This is a genomic window from Pseudactinotalea sp. Z1739 (genome assembly GCF_049725055.1).
GTDB lineage: Bacteria > Actinomycetota > Actinomycetes > Actinomycetales > Beutenbergiaceae > CALKWS01.
Genome location: NZ_JBMPQA010000009.1, coordinates 23,863 through 42,241 on the forward strand (window position 1 = coordinate 23,863; position 18,379 = coordinate 42,241).

Here is an 18,379-nt window from a genome sequence, read left to right on the forward strand (position 1 = left end):
GAAAGCGTAACGAGTTCTTGGGCCTTCCTTGTACGCCATCTCATGAACGGTTACCCAATGGCATGGAATTCACCCAGAACGCGTGACGCCGATCACCCCGACCGGTCAGGAACGCACAGTTCATCACCGGCCACCCCGCCAGACAACCGATGCGCCGGTCAGATCAACCAGGTAGCACCGGGTTCGGCGACCTCGATCGGTCCGGCGTAGGTGCCGGTCGCCTCGGTGCGTACGGTGGCGGCGCACGTCCAGGGCGGGATGTGGGTGAGAATCAGGCGCCCGGCGCGCGCCTCGGTGGCCAGCTGCCCGGCGCGCAGGCCGGTCAGGTGGATCCCGCGCACCTGGTCGCGCTCCTCCTGGAAGGCGGCCTCGGACAGCAGCACGTGGGCGTCGCGGGCGGCCAGGGTCACGCCGGCGCAATGGTCGGTGTCCCCGGTGTACGTGAGCACCCGGGGCCCAGCGCCCTCGGCGGACGGTCCGGTGATCCGCATGGCGTAGGCGGGGACGGGATGCTCCACCTCGAATGGTTCGATCACGAACGGACCCAGGTGCACCGGTGTGCCGGGCTGCCAGGTGGTGACGGTGAAGGCGTGATCGGGATTGCCGGACTCCCCGCACAACTGGGCGATCCGAGCGCGGGTACCTACCGGGCCATAGACCGGCACCGGGGGGCGCGGGGCGTCCGGGCCGTAGCGGATCAGTACCTCCAGCCCGGCCAGGTCGGCGATGTGGTCGGCATGCAGGTGCGAGACCAGCACCGCGTCCACCTGCGCGGGGTCCACGTAGCGCATCGCCTGCCCCACCGCTCCGGGCCCCAGGTCCAGCAGCACCTGCCAGGTGCGGTCGCCGTCGTGGGCCTGCAGCAGGTAGCACGAGGCCGCCGACTCCGGCCCGGAGATCGACCCGGAACTGCCCACGACCGTCAGTTTCATCCCCGTGCCCCACTTCCCCCTCGTGTCCGTACCCCGGGCACCGGCCCCGCTCCCGGGCCCGCGGCGGCGGTGATCTTCGGGATCTCACCGGTGATCTCCACCGCGCTGTGCGAGCCGACCTCCGGTCCCAGGAATCGGTGGGCCAGGTCGTCGAAGGCATCGGTGTCCCCGGTGGCGAGGAACCTGTGCACCGGGGCGGCACCGTCATCACGCACCAGGTCATGGGCCAGGAGCACCCGATAGACGTCCTTGGCGGTCTCCTCCGCGGAGGAGACCAGGGTCACGTCATCGCCCATCACATACTGGAGCACCCCGGTCAGCAACGGATAGTGGGTACACCCCAGCACCAGGGTGTCCACCTGCGCCCGGCGCAACGGGGCCAGGTACTCCGCGGCAGCCTCCAGCACGTCTCCGCCGGCGGTGATCCCGCGTTCGACGAACTCCACGAAGCGAGGCGCCGCCGCCGTGGTCAGGTCCAGGTGCGTCGCTGCGGCGAAGGCGTCCTCGTAGGCCTGGGAGGTGACCGTCGCCTGCGTGGCCACCACACCCACCTTGTGGTTGCGGGTCATCGCCACCGCCCGGCGCACCGCCGGCTGGATCACCTCCACCACGGGGATGCCACGGCTGCCGGTGTAGCGCTCGCGGGCATCGCGCAGCACTGCTGCGGAGGCGGAGTTGCAGGCGATCACCAGCATCTTCACACCGGAGTCCACCAGATCGTCCATCACCCGCAGCGCGTGCGCACGAACCTGGGCGATCGGCAGCGGGCCGTAGGGGCCGTGGGCGGTGTCGCCGACGTAGCGCACCGACTCCCCCGGCACCTGGTCGAGTACGGCGCGGGCCACGGTCAGCCCGCCCACGCCGGAGTCGAAGATCCCGATCGGTGCCTGCTTCATCGCCCCCAGCTTAGCCCGGCGACCGGGGTCGCAGGAGCGTCAGTCCTGGAGTGTAGGCAACATCACCTGGACCAGGGACTCCTGCAACCAGGTGAAAGCCGAGTACACACTCGCCAGTGCCAGCCGCAGATCCTCCTCCTCGCTGCTGCCGGGCCGGCCCGATGTGGTGGACAGCGCGTAGATCTCCTCGGCGTCGGCATCGGAGCGTATCCCCAGCCGCTCGGACAGCACCAGGCGCACGTCGGTCATCGCGGCCGCCCAGTCCATCGCCTCCTCCGGCGGCACGGTGAGTTTGGTGCCCGGGGCACGCAGCGCCGCCCAGACCATCCGCAGCCGGGCGATCTTGTCGTTGCGCAACTCATCCTGGGTAAGGCGACGGAACTCTGCGGCCAGTTCGGGATCGTCACGGCTGGCCGCGGGCAGCAGCCGGGCCAGGGCCGGATCGGCGGGCTCGGGCACGTCCTGGCCGAGTCGGGCCAGCTGCTCCTCCATACCCTCGGCCGCGTCGTCCTCATCCCCCGTGGCTCCGGCATCCTCCGGCCCGTTCGCGGCCGCGCTCCCGCCACCGCCGGAGACCGCTGCGGAATCCGGGTGGGACCCCTCGTCCGTTCCCGGTCCGGCACCGGCATCGGGACCGGCAGGGCCGTGGTGAGCCCCGTCGTCGGCCTCCTGCCCGGGGCCGCCGGGTGCCAGGTCCCGGGGAGGGTCGCCCAGCAGTGTGGCGGTGTCGGCGATCACCCCAGCCAGGATGGAACGTTCGGTTGGGTCGAGTTCGGCCACATAACGGCCACGACGGCGTACGAACGCGCGCATCAGGCCCCCTCCTGGTCCAGCGTCGCCCACAGGCCGTAGGAGTGCATGGCCTGCACGTGCGCCTCCATCTTCTCCCGCGCCCCGGAGGCCACGACCGCCTTGCCCTCATGGTGGACCTGGAGCATCAACTCGGTGGCCTTCTGCTCGGAGTAGCCGAAGTAGGACCGGAACACGTAGGCCACGTAACTCATCAGGTTCACCGGGTCGTTCCACACGATGGTGCGCCAGACCTTGTCCAGTTCGGTGCGCGCGCCGGTGCCCACATCGGGGTTGATGTCGGTGTCCGGCATTGCGGTCATGCCACCAGGGTAGGCCCCGTTCGCCGAGCAGCCCATCCGGTGGCCTCCGGGGGTCAACCCGGGCGCGGACGCACCCGGTGTTCCTGCCGCGGTGATGTCAGTAGGGTCGGAGGCTATGACGCAACCGCACTCCCCTAGCACGGCGTTGCTGACCGACCGGTACGAACTCACCATGGTCCAGGCCGCCCTGGCGAACGGGACGGCGGAGCGTCGTTGCGTGTTCGAGGTGTTCACCCGTCGGCTACCGCCGGGGCGCCGCTACGGGGTCCTGGCCGGTACGGGTAGGTTCCTGGAGGCGCTGGCCGACTTCCGGTTCACCGACGCCGAACTGGAGCACCTGCGCGATGAGGACGTCGTGAACACCCAGATGCTGGACTACCTGGCGAACTACCGCTTTACCGGGAGCATCTACGGGTACGCGGAGGGCGAGGTCTTCTTCCCCGGCTCCCCGGTGCTGGTGGTGGAGTCCACCTTCGCCGAGGGGGTACTGCTGGAGACCCTGGCGCTGTCGGTGCTCAACTACGACTCCGCGGTGGCCTCCGCGGCCTCCCGGATGACCTCGGCCGCCGGCTCGCGCCCATGCCTGGAGATGGGGTCGCGGCGCGCCCACGAACAGGCCGCGGTCGCGGCCGCGCGGGCCTCGGTGGTGGGCGGGTTCACCAGCACCTCCAACCTGGAGGCCGGACGGCGGTACGGGCTGGAGACGATCGGGACCGCCGCCCACTCCTTCACCCTGCTGCACGACGACGAGCCGGCCGCCTTCGCGGCGCAGGTCGCCGCCTACGGCCCGCACACCACCCTGCTGGTGGACACCTACGACATCACCGAAGGTGTGCGCCGGGCGATCAGGGCCGCCGGCCTCGAACTGGACGCGGTGCGGTTGGACTCCGGCGACCTGGGCGTGGTGGCCCGGGAGGTGCGCGAGCAACTGGACTCCCTCGGTGCGGCCGGCACCAAGATCGTGGTGTCCTCGGATCTGGACGAGCACGCGATCGCCTCTCTGGCGGCGGCGCCGGTGGATTCCTACGGGGTCGGTACCTCGGTGGTGACCGGATCGGGTGCACCCACCTGCGGGATGGTGTACAAACTGGTGTCCCGCGAGGGCGCGAGCGGCCAGATGGAGCCGGTGGAGAAGGCCTCCTCGGCCAAGACCAGTGTGGGTGGGCGCAAGAACGCGGCCAGGCGCCTGGACCCTGCCGGGCGTGCCGCACAAGAGGTCGTGGTGGCCGGGGCTGGGGCGCAGTGGGTGCCGGCCGAGGAGGATCTGCGCGTCCTGCAGGTGCCCCTGGTGCTCGACGGCGAGGTGGAGGCCCGTTTCACCGGCGCCCAGGGTGTGCGCAACGCCGCCGAACGGCACCGAGCCGCACGGGCCGAGCTCTCCCCCTACGCGCGGCGGCTGTCCGCCGGCGACCCGGCCCTGGAGACGGTGCACCAGATGCTCTGAGCGCCCTCCGGTCCGATGGGGCGCCGTGTCTCAACGCGCGGGCCCGGCCGTGGGTGACATACCCTCGAGCGCGGACAAGCCTCCCAGGGCGCGCGACGGCAGGGCCCGAGCAGCAGACAGGAGGGGACCGTGAAGGGTCGAGGGTGGCGCCGCATCGTCAACAGGGTGCGCTCCCCGGAGTTCGTGACTACCGGGATCCAGGTGCTCAAGAGCACCATCGCGGCCACAGCGGCCTGGTGGTTGGCCGTGGCGGTCTTCGAGACCGAACTCCCGTTCCTGGCTCCGTGGATCGCGTTGCTCACCGTGCACGCGACCATCTACCGGTCCCTGAGCCGGGGCCTGCAGACGATGGTCGCCTCCGCGGTCGGCATCGGGTTGTCGTTCGTGATCGGCGCCTACCTCGGAGTCACGCTCTGGACGTTCGGGCTGGCGCTGTTGGTGGGGCTTGTGGCTGCCCGTCTGCGCTGGCTCAGGGATGAGGGCGTGGCCATCGCCACCACCGCCATCTTCGTGCTCGGTAGTGGCTTCGGCGAGCAGGCTCCCCTGCTCGACGATCGTCTGCTCGAGGTGGCCCTCGGGGTGGCTGTCGGCCTGGTGGTGAACCTGGTGCTCGTGCCACCGCTCTGGGAGGGGCGGGCCGCCCGGTACGTGGACAGCGTGAACCGCCGTATGGGCCAGGTGCTCATCGAGATCGCCGAGGAGCTGGAGACGTCCTGGGACACCGCGCGCGCCGACGCCTGGGTCAGCGAGACGGTCTCGATCACCGCCGAGGTCGAGCACGCCTCGCAGTGGGTGTCCTTCGCCCGGGAGAGCCGCCGCGCCAACCCGCGGTTGCTGGCCCCGGCGCGGCCCCGTGTGCGGGAGCGGCGCAAGGACCGGGCTCGAGCCGGGCAGCCAACCTCCTACGAGGAGCTCCTGGAACGGACCGGTGAGGGAGTCTCCCATCTGCGGCATCTGGCCCGGACGCTACGTGAGGCCACGATCGCGGAGAGCCGCTGGGATGACATGTTCCGGCAGGCCTGGGTGGCGATCGTGCGTGATGCCGGCCGGTCAATCCAGGATCCCGACGCCCAGGTGGAACCGGTGCACGACCGGCTCCGGGCACTGGCCGGGCGGCTGACCGAGGGTGGGCAGCTGCCCGGGGCCGACTGGCCCGTGTACGGCTCGTTGATCACCAGCATGGAGCACATCGCGGTGATCGTCGACGACGTCGCCTCGGCCAGGGAGGCCAGGCAGGCCGACCGCCCGAATCCGCGGGTCTGATCGAGACGGTGCCGTGGGTGCGTCCGTTGCTGCGGCACCCGGTCAGCGCCGGCCGACGAACCAGGCGCGCACCTTGGCGATGCGTGCCTGCAGGTGCTCGGCGCTGGCGCGGGCCACCTCCCCGCCGCCGGTGTGCTCACGCAGCCGGGTGTGCACCACTCCGTGCGGAGTGCCGCTGCGCCGCGCCCAGGCGCTGACCAGCGCGTTGAGTTCCTTGCGCAACTCGGTCAGCCGGCGATGGTCGACCACGTCGGTAGCCGATGCGCCGGCGCGCGGGGCCTTGTGCCGGCCGAGCTGCTCGGCCTGGCGGCTGCGCAACAACGTGGCCACCTGATCGGCATCCAACAGCCCCGGCAGTCCGAGGAAGTCCTGCTCCTCATCCGATCCCAGGTCCCCGCCGGTGCCGAACTCACCGCCGTCGAAGAGCACCTTGTCGAAGGAGGCCTGGGCGTCCAGGGCGGCGAAGCCGGGCAGCATCTGCTCATCGGAGGCCTGCTCGGTGCGGTTCGCTCCGGCGAGCGCGTCGTCGTCGAGCCAGACCTCCTCACCCTGGGCCACCGGCCGGTCCAGGGCATGGTCGCGCTCGGTCTCAAGTTCACCCGCCAACGCCAGCAGCACCGGGACCGAGGGCAGGAAGATCGAAGCGGTCTCCCCGCGCCGCCGGGCCCGCACGAAGCGGCCCACCGCCTGGGCGAAGAACAGCGGGGTCGCGGTGGCAGTGGCGTAGACCCCCACGGCCAGGCGGGGCACGTCCACCCCTTCGGACACCATCCGCACCGCCACCATCCACCGCTGGTCGCCGGTGGCGTACTCCTCGATCCGCCCCGATGCCCCGGCGTCGTCGGAGAGCACCACCACCGGCTTCTCGCCGGCGATCTGACGCAACTGCTCCGCATAGGCGCGGGCCTTGGTCTGGTCGGTGGCGATGACCAGCCCGCCGGCGTCCGGGACGTGCCGGCGCACTTCGGTCAGGCGCCGGTCCGCAGCGGCCAGCACCGCAGGGATCCATTCCCCGTGCTCATCCAGGGCGGTCCGCCAGGCCTGGGCGGTGATGTCCTTGGTGGCGGCCTCCCCGAGCCGGGCGCTGACTTCCTCTCCGGTGCGGGTGCGCCAGCGCATCTGCCCGGAGTAGGACAGGAACAGCACCGGGCGCACCACACCGTCGCGCAGCGCGTCGCCGTAGCCGTAGGTGTGATCGGCCCGGGAGCGTCGAATGCCGTCGGGTCCGGGTTCGTAGTCCACGAACGGGATGGCTGCGGTGTCGGAGCGGAACGGGGTGCCGGTCAGCGACAAGCGCCGGGTGGCAGGCTCGAACGCCTCCCGCATCGCATCGCCCCAGGACAACGCGTCCCCGCCGTGGTGGACCTCATCCAGTATCACCAGCGTGCTCGCCGCCTCGGTGCGGGCCCGGTGCAGAGCGGCGTTCGCGGCCACCTGGGCGTAGGTCAGGGCCACCCCGTCGAACTGGGCGCCGTGACGGCCCTGCGAGTTACGGAAGGTGGGGTCCAGGGCGATGCCGACCCGCCTGGCAGCATCGGCCCACTGGGTCTTCAGGTGTTCGGTGGGAGCGACCACCGCGATCCGGCGCACCACGCGCTGCTGCAGCAACTCAGTGGCCACACGCAGCGCGAAGGTGGTCTTACCGGCCCCGGGCGTGGCCACGGCGAGGAAGTCGCGAGGCTGATCACGCAGGTAGGTGTCCAACGCCGCGGCCTGCCACGCACGCAGCCGCTCCGCTGTTCCCCACGCAGCGCGGTCGGGGTAGGCCGGAGGCAGGTGGGAGGCGGCCGCAGTCGACCCCGGCACGTCGGCCGACCCGGTGCGAACGGGACCCGCGTCGTGCTGTGGATGGTGAGGAGGGGCGGCCTGGTGATGCCCGCCGGTCACTTCTTGGAGCCGAAGCCGAAGAAGCCCCGGCCCTTGCCCGAACCCGGATCGTCCCCGTCGCCCCCGGCGCCCATCGTCTCGTAGATCTCCTTGCACGCTGGGCAGATCGGGTACTTCTTCGGATCCCTGCTGGGGGTCCAGACCTTCCCGCACAGCGCCACGACCGGCCCACCGGAGACAGCCGAGGCGGTCACCTTGTCCTTACGTACGTAATGGGAGTACCGCTCGGAATCACCGGCGTCGGTCTTGTCCCGGACCTCCTCGCGCTCCAGCACGTCTGTCGAGGTAGCGCCACCGGAGAGGCGTTCGGTCTCCTGTGGCTGCGTCGGCGGATTCTGCTCGGTCATGCCCCCAGTGTACGAGCCCGCTCAACCGGGCTCCACCACCCCGCCCTCCCGTCGTGGCCGATGCCTGCCTCTTCGTCCTCTCCGCATCGCACCCGAAGCGTCCGCCCCGCGCCTGACCCGGTGTCCAGCGGTTCAGGGCGCAGACGACAGCCGTGCTACGGCCAGCCGGTAACCGAGCCCGCGGACGTTCTCCACCGGGTCGACACCCGCGCGCACCAGCTTCTCACGCACCCGCTTCACCATCGGGGTGAGCGCCACCGGGACGCCGCCACGTCCCGGCCCCACGATGCTGATCAGGTCCGCGGTGCCGATCACCTCATCGGCACGGCCCGCGAGGGCGTACAGCAGCCTGAACTCCCTCAGGCTGAGGCGGACCACGCGGCCGTGTACCTGGGCCTCGATCGCGGCCGGGTCGAGCCACAGGGGGCCGAGTTCGAGGGGCCGCGTGGTCCGTGTGCTCCCCTCGATCCCGGCGAGTGCGGTCAGAACCGAGGCGAGCCGGTAGGGGTGCTCCAGGATGGGTCTGGCGCCGGCGAAGATGATCGGCGAGGCGGCCTCGGTCTCATCCGTCCCGAGTGCGAGCAGTACCGGTGTGCCCAGTTCGTCCCGGATCGCGCTCACCGCACCGATCGCCTCTGCCGTGGGCACGGCCGTGGAGAGCACCAGGACGTCGGGTTGGTCACGGCCGCAGGCGAGCAGCGCTCGGTGCGGTTCGGCGTGCACCGCGACCGCGAGGCCGATTCCGCGCAGATCCTTGATGATCGGTGCCTCGCAGTCGAGCCCGGGGTCGAGGAACGACACCGAGTTGACCTGCCCCTGCCGCTGCCAGGTGCGCAGAGTGTCCAGGTAGCGAACCTCGGTAGCCCGGTCGGTCGCCGGGTCCGGGGCAACGTGGGCAGCGACCATCACACGCGATGGGCTTTCGAGGCGCGTGCTCCGACGTACCGGGCGACGACGGTGAGCACCAGGACCACCACCAGCAGGGCCAGCGCCCCACCCCAGGCCCGTTCGATCCCCGGATCGAACGGTTGGCGGGCGCCGTTGTAGATCTGCAACGGCACGGCGCTGATCGCCACGTTGTAGGCGGCGTAGACGATGTTGACGTTGCCGAATGCGGTCAGGATGAGCGGGGCGGTCTCCCCCGCGCCGCGGGCGATGGCGAGCATCACGCTGGTGGTCAGGCCCGGGGCGGCAGCCGGCAGGACCACACGGGTGGTGGTCTGCCACTTGCGCGCACCCAGCGCAAAGGATCCGCGGCGGATGTCCGCTGAGACGGTCTTGAGCACCTCCTCGCAGGAGCGCACCACGATGGGCAGCATCACGATCGCGATCGCGACCGCGCCGGTGAACGCCCCGAAGCCGACCACCTGTCCGGTACCCAGCACCAGGATCGCGTAGACGGCCAACCCGATGAACACCGACGGGATACCTGTCATGACGTCGGTGACGAAACGGATCAGGGTGGCGAACGACCCTGTGCCGTAGTCGACCAGATAGACCGCGGCGGCCAGGCCGAGCGGTACCGAGATGCCGATCGCCATCAGCATGATGATCCCGGTGCCGATGAAGCCGGCGGCGTACCCGCCGCCCTCCCGTGCCGGCGGGTGCTCCCGTTCGGTGAAGAACTCCCAGGAGATCACCCCGGCCCCCATCCGAACCACCTCGATGATGATGAGTAGCAGGGGGATCGCGGCCAACACCATCAGGAACGTCAACACGACCCGGGTAGCCGCATCGAAACGCTTGCGGCGTCTGCCGTTGCCGGTCCGGGACGTGAGAGGTGCGGGGGCAGAGGGCCCGGACTTCTCGTTCGGACGGGTCAGGGTGTGCGTCACAGGGCATCTCCAGCAGAAGCGGTCCGGGCGAATCGCCACACGATCAGACGTGCAAGGACGTTCACGACCATGGTCAACAGGAACAGCACGACGCCGATCCCCATCAACGCCGTCAGCGTCTCGGGTGAGGCGTCCTGGAACGTCGCAGCGATGTGGGCGGCAAGAGAGTCCCCGGGAAAGAACAGCCTGGACCCGGCTTGTTGTGAACCTCCGATGAGCATCAGCACCGCGATCGTCTCCCCCAGTGCGCGGCCCAGACCCAGCATCGTCGCTCCGACGATGCCTCCGAAGGATCGGGGCAGCACGATCCTTCCGAGCACCTCGCTCTTGGTCGCCCCGAGCCCGTAGGCGGCGTGGACCTCCTCCGGTGGGGTGGCGGCCATCACCTCGCGGGTGATCGCGGTGATGATCGGCAGGATCATGATCGCCAGCACGACCCCGGCGTGGAAGTAGTTGGTGTTCGGTACCGAACCGCCGACGAAGGGGAACACCGAGCCGAGAGTGGTGTTGATCGCCCGGGAGATCGGGTGCAACACGTTCGGCACGAACCAGAGCAGGCCCCACAGGCCGAAGATGATCGAGGGCACCGCGGCGAGGATCTCCACGCTGTAGGACAGCAGGGAGCGGAACCTCCTGCTGGCGTAGAAGGTGATGAACAGTGACACGCAGATCGCCAGCGGAAGTGCGATCGCGACCGCGATCGCCGAGGTGTACAACGTGCCGAGGATGAACGGCATCGCACCGTAGGTCCCGGTGAACTCGTGACGCGCGAACCCGGCGTGCCACTCCGGCCCGAGGACGAACTCGAAGAAGCCCTGGTAGACGAAGACCGGGTAGGCGTCGAAGACAGTGCGCAGCAGCATCGCCCCGAGCACGAGCAGCACACTGGCGCCGGCAAGCGCCAGGAACGCGGTGAAGATCCGGTCGGAGTACCGCCCGGCCCCGTGGCTGTGCAGTGCACTACGCCCGGGTGGCTTGGTCGCAGTCATTGGTGGCCGATCTGCTCATCAGGAACTGAGGGTCGGTGGTGAAGATCGGGGGCAGGGCGGGCGTGGCTGCGGCCCGCCCTGCGACCCGGTCTACTCCTGGCTGTTGATGAGGTCGATGACCTCCTGCACCCGGGGGCGCAGTCCGTCGCCGAGCGGCGCGTAGGCGAGGTCCCGGGCCAGGTCGATGGCCACCTGGTCCTGGGTGGCCCAGGTCCAGTAGTGCTTGAGCATCTCGGCGGTGTCGTCGTCATACCCGCATTCCCAGGCAAAGATCCAGTTGGCGCCGACGATGGGGAAGCCTTCTCCCCCGACTCCAAGGATGTCGAACTGGAAACTGTCCGGGATCTCCAGCACCTCGAGGGCCTCAGTGGTGGCCTCCAGGGTGGCCTGAACCGCATGTCCGTCTTCGTTCACCACCGCCGCTGTAGCGAGGTCGTTGACGATGGCGTAAGCCTGGTTCACGTAGCCGATACCACCGGGGTTCTGCTCGATTCCTGCGGTGACGCCCTCGTTACCCTGGCCGCCGAGGGTCTCAGCCGGCCACTGCACCTCGGTGCCCGAACCGAGCGTCCAGTTCGGTGCGGCGTCCTCGAGGTAGGTGGTGAACACCGAGGTGGTCCCGGAACCGTCGGAACGGTGTACCGGGATGATCTCGGTGTTCGGCAGATCGCGGTCGGGGTTGAGCTCGGCGATCTCCGGGGCGTCGTAGTGGGTGATCTCCCGCTGGAAGATGCCCGCGATCGTCTCTGCGTCCAGGACCAGGCCCTCCATCTCGTCGTCGCCGAATGCGAGCGTCACCGCACCGAAGAGCACCGGAAACTGAATGGCCGCGCAGCCACGTGCCGCGGCCCCGGCCTCGAGGTCCTCGTCGCGCAGGTAGCGCTCGGAGGAACCGAAGTCGATGGTCTGCTGCAGGAACTGTTCGATCCCACCGCCCGAGCCGATCGACTGGTAGTTGATCTGCACCCCGGTCTCGACCTCGCTGGAGTACTCGAAGGCCCAGTCCTGGAAGACCGGGTTGGGGAAACTCGCACCGGCTCCTTCCAGTTCGCCGCTCAGGCCGGCGCTCGCCGAGTCGTCGTCGGGGTCGTCGGCGCTGATCTCCTCGGCCGGCTCTGCGTCGTCACCCGGGGCGGCGTCGGCCGGGCCCTGGCTACCTGCGCAGGATGCGAGCACGAGCGCGAGTGCGGTAATGGCTGCCGCGGAGGCCGCCCGTGGCTTGGTGAGGGTGGTGCTGGTCATGGTGTCTTCCGTCTCCTTGGGGGTGGGTGTGGGTCGGTCCGGGAAGTGGACTCGGTCAGCCGAAGCGGCCGGTGATGTAGTCCTCGGTCCGTTGGTCGGACGCGTTGGCGAAGATCGTGCTGGTCAGGTCGTACTCGACGAGCGCGCCGCTCCGCTCGCCGGCCTCGTCGTCGATGTCGACCGTGAGGAATGCGGTGCGGTCCGAGACCCGGGCCGCCTGCTGCATGTTGTGCGTGACGATGACGATCGTGTACTCGTCGCGCATCTTGCGCATGAGGTCTTCGATGCGCAGAGTGGCGATCGGGTCGAGCGCCGAACAGGGCTCGTCCATGAGGATGACGTCGGGGCTCACCGCGATCGCGCGGGCGATGCACAGCCGTTGTTGCTGCCCCCCGGACAGGGAGAACCCGGAGTCCTTGAGCTTGTCCTTCACCTCATTCCACAGGAACGCCTTGCGCAACGCTTCCTCCACGAGGTCGTCCATCCTGCCCCGGTGACCGTTCAGGCGTGGCCCGAAGGCGACGTTGTCGTAGATCGACTTCGGGAACGGATTCGGCTTCTGGAAGACCATCCCGATCCGCCGGCGCACCTCGACCGGGTCGACGCCGGGGGCGTAGATGTCCTCGCCGTTGTAGCGGAAGGATCCACCGATGCCGGCGCCGGGGATGAGGTCGTTCATCCGGTTCAATGAGCGCAGCAGGGTGGATTTCCCGCAGCCGCTGGGCCCGATCAGCGCGGTGATCTCGCGCCGCGGGATGGTCATACTGACGTCTTTGATGGCCGTGAAAGACCCGTAACTGACCGAGGCATCATCCAGTTCGAAGACAGGAGCCTCGAACTCTTCTGGCGGTGTGTTCCCACGACTCGCCGGGGTGTGATCACGGCCGAACTCGATCTGGATCTCAGGCCGCTGGTCGATCTCAGGGCGCTGGTCGGTCGGGGTCGGCGCTGGCCGGTGCGCCATAGGGTCTCCGTTCGTCTCGAGGTGAGTGGCCGCGGGCTGCAACCACGGCGTCGAGACACATAGAAGCCCCTCTATGTGAATCCCGGGTGAACGAGGGCCGACTTCCGGCACAACATCGACGTACCTCTATGCTTTGCCGCGCGTGCCCGCCGTTGCCGCGGGTCCGGACAGGGTCCGCAGCAGGCCTTCGACACGGTGCGTGACCTCGTCGATGATCGCCTCGATGACGGACTCCTGCTGGCCGGATGGATCGAGCACCTGCCAGTCCAGGTAGGTCGGCCCTGGGTGCAGCGGACAGGCGTCTCCGCACCCCATCGTGATGACGTAGTCGGAGGCGCGGACCACCTCCTCGGTCAGCGGCTTGGGGAACTCATTGACGGTGGCGTGACCACGACGTTCCAGCAGCGTGGCGACGGGCGGGTTGATCCGGGCCCCGGGCAATGAGCCGGCGGTCCGCACCCGCACGTGCGGTCCGGCGCGGCTGCGCAGGATGGCTGCGGCGATCTGGGACCGTCCGGCATTGCGCACGCAGACGAACAGGACGTCGGTGCTCGTGCGCCGAATGCGCCCTTCTGCCCGGGCCAGTGCGGCCAGACGATCGGCCGCGAACCGGGCAGTCAGGACCGGAAGGTGGGCCCGGACGCTGGCCCGGGCGGCCAGGAGTGCGTGACTATCCACCACGAACTGCTCGATCGTTTCCCTGGCGAAGACGCCCTGGAAGTCCCGCGCGAGTGCCTCGACCAGCCCGGTCAGGCGTGGCACCGGGCGTGCCCTCCGGTCCTCCCGCCGGTCCAGTACCTGCCCGCCGAACATGGCCAGGGCATCGGCAGTCGGCGCGTAGGAACGCTCCCATCCCTGGAGCCGACGAGGCTCCAGCAGCCCGACGTCGGCCATCGCGTCCAGATGAGCCTGCACCGCGGCGACGTCCATCTGGGGGCCGGCCAACGTCAGCGCCGTGACGTCCCACCGGTGCAGGATGAGGTCGAGCAATTGCACACGTGCCGGGTCGGCCATGACCGCGAGCCGACGTGCGCGCAGCCGGGTCACCCATTGCTCCTGACGGAGCCGACTACCTCAGCAGGTCCCCGATGGCGGCCAACCGCTCCGGGACGATCGAGCACCAGACGCGCCGGCCGCGGGGAGTGCGTGTGATGATCCCGGCCTCGGCGAGGACCTTGAGGTGGTAGGTGATCGTCGGCTGCCGGAGTTTCAGAGCCGCGGCGAGGTCGGTGACGCACGCTTCGCCGGTTGGGCTGTGGTGGATCAGGCTCAGCAGTTGCAACCGGGTCGGAGTGGAGACGACCTTCAGCAGGCCGGCCGTGCTCTCCGCCTCCTCGCGGCTCATCGCCGGCTGCAACGCCGCAGGTGCCGGCTCGGCATCCGCGGGGCGCCGAGCCGGGGCGGGGGTCATGGCACGACATCCTAGCCCCGGCGCCGCGCCGGATCGGCGGGGGTACATCGGTGGGGCCGCAGGCCATCAGGGCTCCAGGAGCAGTTCGGTCATGAGTCGGCGCACGTGGGCGTCGACCACGTCCCGGATCCGCCGGGCCTCCTCGACCGTGGCCTCCGCCGGGTCTTCCAGGAGCCAGTGCTCGTATCGCTTGCCCGGATAGACCGGGCAGGCATCTCCGCAGCCCATCGCGATCACGACGTCGGCGGCTCGCACCACCTCGTCGGTCAGCGGCTTGGGGAACTCCGTGGTGAGGTCGACGCCCACCTCGGCCATCGCGGCCACCACGCTCGGGTGGATCGCTTCCTCCGGCGCGGAACCCGCTGAACGCACGCGCACCCGGCCGGCCGCACGCCGGTTGAGCAGACCGGCCGCCATCTGGGAACGCCCGGCGTTCTGGACGCAGACGAACAGCACCTCGAGCACATCGCGCGGCACCACTGCCTCGGCCCGGGCCAGGGCGTGCAACCGGTCCGCGGCGAACCGTGCCGTCAGGGCCGGCAGGTGGGTGGTGACCCTCGACGTCCGCGCTAGTGCGGCATGAGACTCCACCACGTAACGGTCGACCGTCTCGGGACTGAACACACTGCCGAACCGTTCCGCAAGATCTTGCGCGATCCGGTCCAGGACCCGGTCGGGGCGGAGCAGTCCCGACAACCCCCCGCCCTCGCTCCGCACCGCCGGGACGGCTGTGTCGTCCCGGGGGTGAGCCTCATGCGGGGCGCGGCCGTCGACGCCCGCGGAGGTCATCGCGCTGCCGCCGCGGGCAGCAACTCCGTCAGTAGTTTCTGGACCCGGATCTGGATGTCGTCACGTACCCGGCGGACGGTCTCGATGTCCTTGCCCGCAGGGTCCTCCAGCTCCCAGTCCTCGTACCGAACCCCCGGGAAGTAGGGGCAGGCATCCCCGCAGCCCATCGTGACCACCACGTCGGAGGACTGCACCGCATCGGGGGTGAGAATCTTGGGCTCATTGGCGGAGATATCGATGCCGAGCTCCTTCATCGCCTCCACGGCAACGGGGTTGATCTGGCCCTTCGGCGCCGAACCGGCCGACCGCACCTCCACCCGCCCTGCGGATAGGGCGGTGAGTAGACCCGCGGCCATCTGGGAACGACCGGCATTGTGGACGCAGACGAACAGGACGCTGGGAGGGTGAGCCATCTGGTGATCTCCTTCTAGGGCATCGGGGACAGTCGGGGCGCGAGAGTTTGGACCCTGCGCGTGAGTTCATCGAGCGCTTCGTCGAACGCGCCGTCGTCCCCGCGGGTGACGGGGTCGGGAACCGACCAGTGGATGTCGATGGGCAAGGCCAGTTCCTCGTGGGCCCGGTCGCAGACGCTGATGAGCAGGTCACCCTCCGCCAGCACGTCGCTGAGGTGCCGGGGCCGCACCAGGGGCAGGTCCAGGCCGTGACGGCGGGCGACGTCGATGGCCCCGCGGGAGATCCGGTCAGCCGGGTGGGTACCGGCCGAGATCACCGGAACCTGGCTCGCGACGCGCCACAGTGCGGCGGCGAGGTGGGAGCGAGCGGAGTTTCGGGTGCACACGAACACCACCCGCACGACCCGGCGATGGTCCCAGGGCGTGAGTTCGTCCAACGACCCGGGCACGATCTGGACGTAACTGCGTCGTCGATCGGCCTCGGACTTCTTCCGGCTCAGCACCCCTTCACGCTCCAGCACACCGAGATGGTGGGCCACGAGGTTCGACGGCGCACCCAGGGTCTCAGCGAGTTCGGAGGGCGAGGCATCGCCCAGGGCCAACACGTCGAGGATCCGCAGCCGTGCTGGGTCGGCGAGGGCGGCGTGCAACCGGGCTCGCCGCTCGATCGAACTTCCCTCATCACTCATTGAGTCAATAGTGATTGAGTAATGCGACGGTGTCAACCCGCGCCGCCCCGGGAGGCCTGGCTGCCGGATGGCCAGGCCCTACCGTCAGGGGTCTCAGGCGCCGAGGATCGTCAACCACCCGGCAAGTGCGAGCAGCGTGACGGCCAGTACCGGGATCGTGAGCACGATCCCGATCTTGAAGTAGGTTCCCCATCCGATGTGCATGCCCTTGCGATCAAGGACCGACAACCACAGCAGCGTCGCCAGGGATCCGATCGGGGTGATCTTCGGCCCCAGATCCGCCCCGATCACGGCCGCGTAGACCATCATCTGTTCGGTCAGCCCGGTAGCCCCGGCTGATTCGATGCCCAGGGCGGCGATCAGGGTGGTGGGCATGTTGTTCATCACCGACGACATCCCGGCCACCAGGAAACCGGTACCGGTGGCCGTGGCCAGGTCGCCATGCTGGGCTATCGCCGCCAACAACTCCCCCAGGTGGTCGGTGAGGCCTTGATTGCGCAGCCCATAGACCACCAGGTACATACCCAGGCTGAACAGCACGATCTGCCACGGGGCGCCCCGCACCACCGACCACACCGCGATCGCAGGTTCGGCCGAGGTGAGCGGCGCCGTCCGGCTCAGTCCGGCCCCGCCCTGACCGAACCGGGCAAGGTCCGTCACGGCCGGCGCCGTCCCCTCCTGCCGCTCGTCCCCGGCGTCCTGCACGTGGGCATCGGTCGCCGGGACTGCGGCGAGGTCCTCGTCCTGGCCCGACGGGCGTGCCCGGGCACCGACCCGGCGGAACAACGCCCGTGGCCGGCGGGCTGCGATCAGCGCAAGCACCAACGCGCCGGGCCCGGCCACGGCGGCAACCGGCATGCCGACGGCATCGGCAGCGAAGTAGCCGATCAGCACGATCACCAGCACGACGACGCCGGCTCGGAACGTCGTCGGATCGCCCACCGCCTCGGCCGGATGCCGCAACGCGCTGGGGTCATACCGACCCGGAATGTCCTTGCGGAAGAACAACCGCAGCATCCCCAGGCTCGCGGCGACCGAGACGAGCGCCACCGGCACCATGACCAGGGCGTACCGAGCGAAGCCGATTCCGAAGTAGTCGGCAATGACGATGTTGACCAGGTTGGACACGACGAAGGGCAGACTGGCGGTGTCGGCGATGAAGCCGGTGGCGATCACGAGCCCGAAGGCGACCTTCGGCGAGAACTTCAACGCCATGATCATCCCGAACACGATCGGGGTCAGGGTCAGGGCGGCGCCGTCGTTGGCGAATACCGCCGCGACCGCCGCGCCGAGTACGACGATGAGGTTGAACAACGCACTACCGCTGCCCCGTGCCCAGCGGGCCACGTGCAGGGCAGACCACTCGAAGAAGCCCGCCTCGTCCAGGATCGAGCAGATGATGATGATGGCGACGAAGGTCAACGTGGCGTTCCACACGATGCCCCACACCACGGAGACGTCACTGAGATGGACCACCCCGGCCAGAAGTGCCACCACGGCGCCGCCCAGGGCGCTCCACCCGATGCCCAACCCTCTCGGCTGCCAGATCACCAGGACAAGGGTGACGGCGAAGATGACCAGCGCAAGCAGCACGCCTCACACCTGCCCGTGCAGGTTCGTCGTCGTGGACATGGCGCGTCGAGCCCTTCTTGTCAGCGCACGGTCGCCTTCACATTGACAACCATCGATCAAACACCGCGCAGCATGGCACGACCCATCGATAGGCGTCAATCTGTAGCGTGCACCCTCGCCCCCGGGTACCGATTCCGGCCGACAAAGAAGGGGCGCGAAGACCGCATCCGGTCTTCGCGCCCCTTCGTGGCCCGCTCGGGTCAGACCCGAGCGGAGTGGGTCACTTGGCGACGGCCTTCTTCAGGACCGAGCCGGCAGAGACCTTCACGCCGTATCCGGCGGGGATCTCGATCTCTTCACCGGTGCGGGGGTTACGGCCGGTGCGGGCAGCGCGCTCGACGCGCTCCACGCTCAGCAGGCCGGTGACCTTGACGGGCTCACCCTTGCCCAGGGACTCCACCAGAACCTCCTGGAAGGCACCCAGGGCGGCGTCAGCCTGGGACTTGTTCAGTCCAGACTTCTCGGCAATTGCAGCTACGAGGTCAGTGCGGTTGACGGACACGTAAGTTCCCTCTCATCGATCTTGATCGCAAC

At 69.3% G+C, this 18,379-nt stretch carries 20 protein-coding genes; 2 read left to right on the forward strand and 18 right to left on the reverse strand.

Annotated features, from left to right (window positions below):
- Positions 1-158: 158 nt before the first annotated feature.
- From ACO0LV_RS12515 to clpS, 4 genes are read right to left on the reverse strand one after another with little or no spacing between them, the layout of a single operon-like run.
- On the reverse strand, positions 159-932 hold the full coding sequence (locus ACO0LV_RS12515; protein ID WP_424788238.1) for an MBL fold metallo-hydrolase: 774 nt from the start codon (positions 930-932) through the stop codon (positions 159-161).
- A complete protein-coding gene (gene murI, locus ACO0LV_RS12520; RefSeq protein ID WP_424788239.1) occupies positions 929-1,828 on the reverse strand; it encodes a glutamate racemase in 900 nt (299 codons plus the stop codon). Before murI ends, ACO0LV_RS12515 begins: the two co-directional genes overlap by 4 nt.
- Before the next feature lie 39 nt (positions 1,829-1,867).
- Positions 1,868-2,641, reverse strand: coding sequence for a DUF2017 domain-containing protein (locus ACO0LV_RS12525; protein ID WP_424788240.1), 774 nt, complete (start codon positions 2,639-2,641; stop codon positions 1,868-1,870).
- Positions 2,641-2,940: an ATP-dependent Clp protease adapter ClpS gene (clpS, locus tag ACO0LV_RS12530; protein WP_424788241.1), complete on the reverse strand. Its 300-nt coding sequence runs from the start codon at positions 2,938-2,940 to the stop codon at positions 2,641-2,643. Before clpS ends, ACO0LV_RS12525 begins: the two co-directional genes overlap by 1 nt.
- 115 nt (positions 2,941-3,055) lie before the next feature.
- Here clpS and ACO0LV_RS12535 point away from each other — a divergent pair, with 115 nt between their 5' ends.
- Positions 3,056-4,384: a nicotinate phosphoribosyltransferase gene (locus ACO0LV_RS12535; RefSeq protein ID WP_424788242.1), complete on the forward strand. Its 1,329-nt coding sequence runs from the start codon at positions 3,056-3,058 to the stop codon at positions 4,382-4,384.
- Between the two features lie 129 nt (positions 4,385-4,513).
- Positions 4,514-5,647 carry an FUSC family protein gene (locus tag ACO0LV_RS12540; protein ID WP_424788243.1) on the forward strand — a complete coding sequence of 378 codons (1,134 nt, stop codon included), beginning with the start codon at positions 4,514-4,516 and terminating at the stop codon, positions 5,645-5,647.
- A gap of 42 nt (positions 5,648-5,689) precedes the next feature.
- Here the strand turns inward: ACO0LV_RS12540 and ACO0LV_RS12545 are convergent, their stop codons facing one another.
- From ACO0LV_RS12545 to ACO0LV_RS12610, 14 genes are all read right to left on the reverse strand, one after another.
- Positions 5,690-7,453, reverse strand: coding sequence for a DEAD/DEAH box helicase (locus tag ACO0LV_RS12545; RefSeq protein ID WP_424788244.1), 1,764 nt, complete (start codon positions 7,451-7,453; stop codon positions 5,690-5,692).
- Positions 7,454-7,530: 77 nt separating this feature from the next.
- The gene (locus ACO0LV_RS12550; protein WP_424788245.1) at positions 7,531-7,881 is read right to left on the reverse strand and encodes a DUF3039 domain-containing protein; all 351 of its coding nucleotides are present in this window, start codon (positions 7,879-7,881) and stop codon (positions 7,531-7,533) included.
- 132 nt (positions 7,882-8,013) lie between these two features.
- Positions 8,014-8,787: a winged helix-turn-helix domain-containing protein gene (locus tag ACO0LV_RS12555; protein WP_424788246.1), complete on the reverse strand. Its 774-nt coding sequence runs from the start codon at positions 8,785-8,787 to the stop codon at positions 8,014-8,016.
- Positions 8,787-9,716: a phosphate ABC transporter permease PstA gene (pstA, locus tag ACO0LV_RS12560; protein ID WP_424788247.1), complete on the reverse strand. Its 930-nt coding sequence runs from the start codon at positions 9,714-9,716 to the stop codon at positions 8,787-8,789. Before pstA ends, ACO0LV_RS12555 begins: the two co-directional genes overlap by 1 nt.
- Positions 9,713-10,705, reverse strand: coding sequence for a phosphate ABC transporter permease subunit PstC (gene pstC, locus ACO0LV_RS12565; protein ID WP_424788248.1), 993 nt, complete (start codon positions 10,703-10,705; stop codon positions 9,713-9,715). Before pstC ends, pstA begins: the two co-directional genes overlap by 4 nt.
- A gap of 90 nt (positions 10,706-10,795) precedes the next feature.
- Complete coding sequence (gene pstS / locus ACO0LV_RS12570; protein ID WP_424788249.1) at positions 10,796-11,947, reverse strand: phosphate ABC transporter substrate-binding protein PstS; 1,152 nt, start codon at positions 11,945-11,947, stop codon at positions 10,796-10,798.
- Between the two features lie 55 nt (positions 11,948-12,002).
- Positions 12,003-12,911 (reverse strand): phosphate ABC transporter ATP-binding protein PstB, encoded by a 909-nt coding sequence (pstB, locus tag ACO0LV_RS12575; protein ID WP_424788250.1) that lies wholly within the window; start codon positions 12,909-12,911, stop codon positions 12,003-12,005.
- Positions 12,912-13,037: 126 nt separating this feature from the next.
- Positions 13,038-13,958 carry a three-helix bundle dimerization domain-containing protein gene (locus ACO0LV_RS12580; RefSeq protein ID WP_424788251.1) on the reverse strand — a complete coding sequence of 307 codons (921 nt, stop codon included), beginning with the start codon at positions 13,956-13,958 and terminating at the stop codon, positions 13,038-13,040.
- A 22-nt stretch (positions 13,959-13,980) separates the two neighbouring features.
- Complete coding sequence (locus ACO0LV_RS12585; RefSeq protein WP_424788252.1) at positions 13,981-14,322, reverse strand: ArsR/SmtB family transcription factor; 342 nt, start codon at positions 14,320-14,322, stop codon at positions 13,981-13,983.
- A 66-nt stretch (positions 14,323-14,388) separates the two neighbouring features.
- Positions 14,389-15,111, reverse strand: coding sequence for a three-helix bundle dimerization domain-containing protein (locus ACO0LV_RS12590; RefSeq protein ID WP_424788253.1), 723 nt, complete (start codon positions 15,109-15,111; stop codon positions 14,389-14,391).
- Positions 15,108-15,524, reverse strand: coding sequence for an arsenate reductase ArsC (locus ACO0LV_RS12595; protein WP_424788254.1), 417 nt, complete (start codon positions 15,522-15,524; stop codon positions 15,108-15,110). The genes ACO0LV_RS12590 and ACO0LV_RS12595 overlap by 4 nt, the downstream gene beginning before the upstream one ends.
- 14 nt (positions 15,525-15,538) lie before the next feature.
- Positions 15,539-16,213, reverse strand: coding sequence for a helix-turn-helix domain-containing protein (locus ACO0LV_RS12600; RefSeq protein WP_424788255.1), 675 nt, complete (start codon positions 16,211-16,213; stop codon positions 15,539-15,541).
- A gap of 93 nt (positions 16,214-16,306) precedes the next feature.
- Entirely contained in the window at positions 16,307-17,806 is a 1,500-nt protein-coding gene (locus ACO0LV_RS12605; RefSeq protein WP_424788256.1) for an arsenic transporter, read from the reverse strand.
- A gap of 259 nt (positions 17,807-18,065) precedes the next feature.
- A complete protein-coding gene (locus ACO0LV_RS12610; protein WP_424788257.1) occupies positions 18,066-18,347 on the reverse strand; it encodes an HU family DNA-binding protein in 282 nt (93 codons plus the stop codon).
- Between the last annotated feature and the right edge of the window lie 32 nt (positions 18,348-18,379).

Bases quoted from the DNA above. Each gene is read 5' to 3' on its own strand.
- ACO0LV_RS12515 (WP_424788238.1), bottom strand. From the start codon at position 932: ATGAAACTGACGGTCGTGGGCAGTTCCGGGTCGATCTCCGGGCCGGAG.
- murI (WP_424788239.1), bottom strand. From the start codon at position 1,828: ATGAAGCAGGCACCGATCGGGATCTTCGACTCCGGCGTGGGCGGGCTG.
- ACO0LV_RS12525 (WP_424788240.1), bottom strand. From the start codon at position 2,641: ATGCGCGCGTTCGTACGCCGTCGTGGCCGTTATGTGGCCGAACTCGAC.
- clpS (WP_424788241.1), bottom strand. From the start codon at position 2,940: ATGACCGCAATGCCGGACACCGACATCAACCCCGATGTGGGCACCGGC.
- ACO0LV_RS12535 (WP_424788242.1), top strand. From the start codon at position 3,056: ATGACGCAACCGCACTCCCCTAGCACGGCGTTGCTGACCGACCGGTAC.
- ACO0LV_RS12550 (WP_424788245.1), bottom strand. From the start codon at position 7,881: ATGACCGAGCAGAATCCGCCGACGCAGCCACAGGAGACCGAACGCCTC.
- ACO0LV_RS12555 (WP_424788246.1), bottom strand. From the start codon at position 8,787: ATGGTCGCTGCCCACGTTGCCCCGGACCCGGCGACCGACCGGGCTACC.
- pstC (WP_424788248.1), bottom strand. From the start codon at position 10,705: ATGACTGCGACCAAGCCACCCGGGCGTAGTGCACTGCACAGCCACGGG.
- pstS (WP_424788249.1), bottom strand. From the start codon at position 11,947: ATGACCAGCACCACCCTCACCAAGCCACGGGCGGCCTCCGCGGCAGCC.
- pstB (WP_424788250.1), bottom strand. From the start codon at position 12,911: ATGGCGCACCGGCCAGCGCCGACCCCGACCGACCAGCGCCCTGAGATC.
- ACO0LV_RS12585 (WP_424788252.1), bottom strand. From the start codon at position 14,322: ATGACCCCCGCCCCGGCTCGGCGCCCCGCGGATGCCGAGCCGGCACCT.
- ACO0LV_RS12590 (WP_424788253.1), bottom strand. From the start codon at position 15,111: ATGACCTCCGCGGGCGTCGACGGCCGCGCCCCGCATGAGGCTCACCCC.
- ACO0LV_RS12595 (WP_424788254.1), bottom strand. From the start codon at position 15,524: ATGGCTCACCCTCCCAGCGTCCTGTTCGTCTGCGTCCACAATGCCGGT.
- ACO0LV_RS12600 (WP_424788255.1), bottom strand. From the start codon at position 16,213: ATGAGTGATGAGGGAAGTTCGATCGAGCGGCGAGCCCGGTTGCACGCC.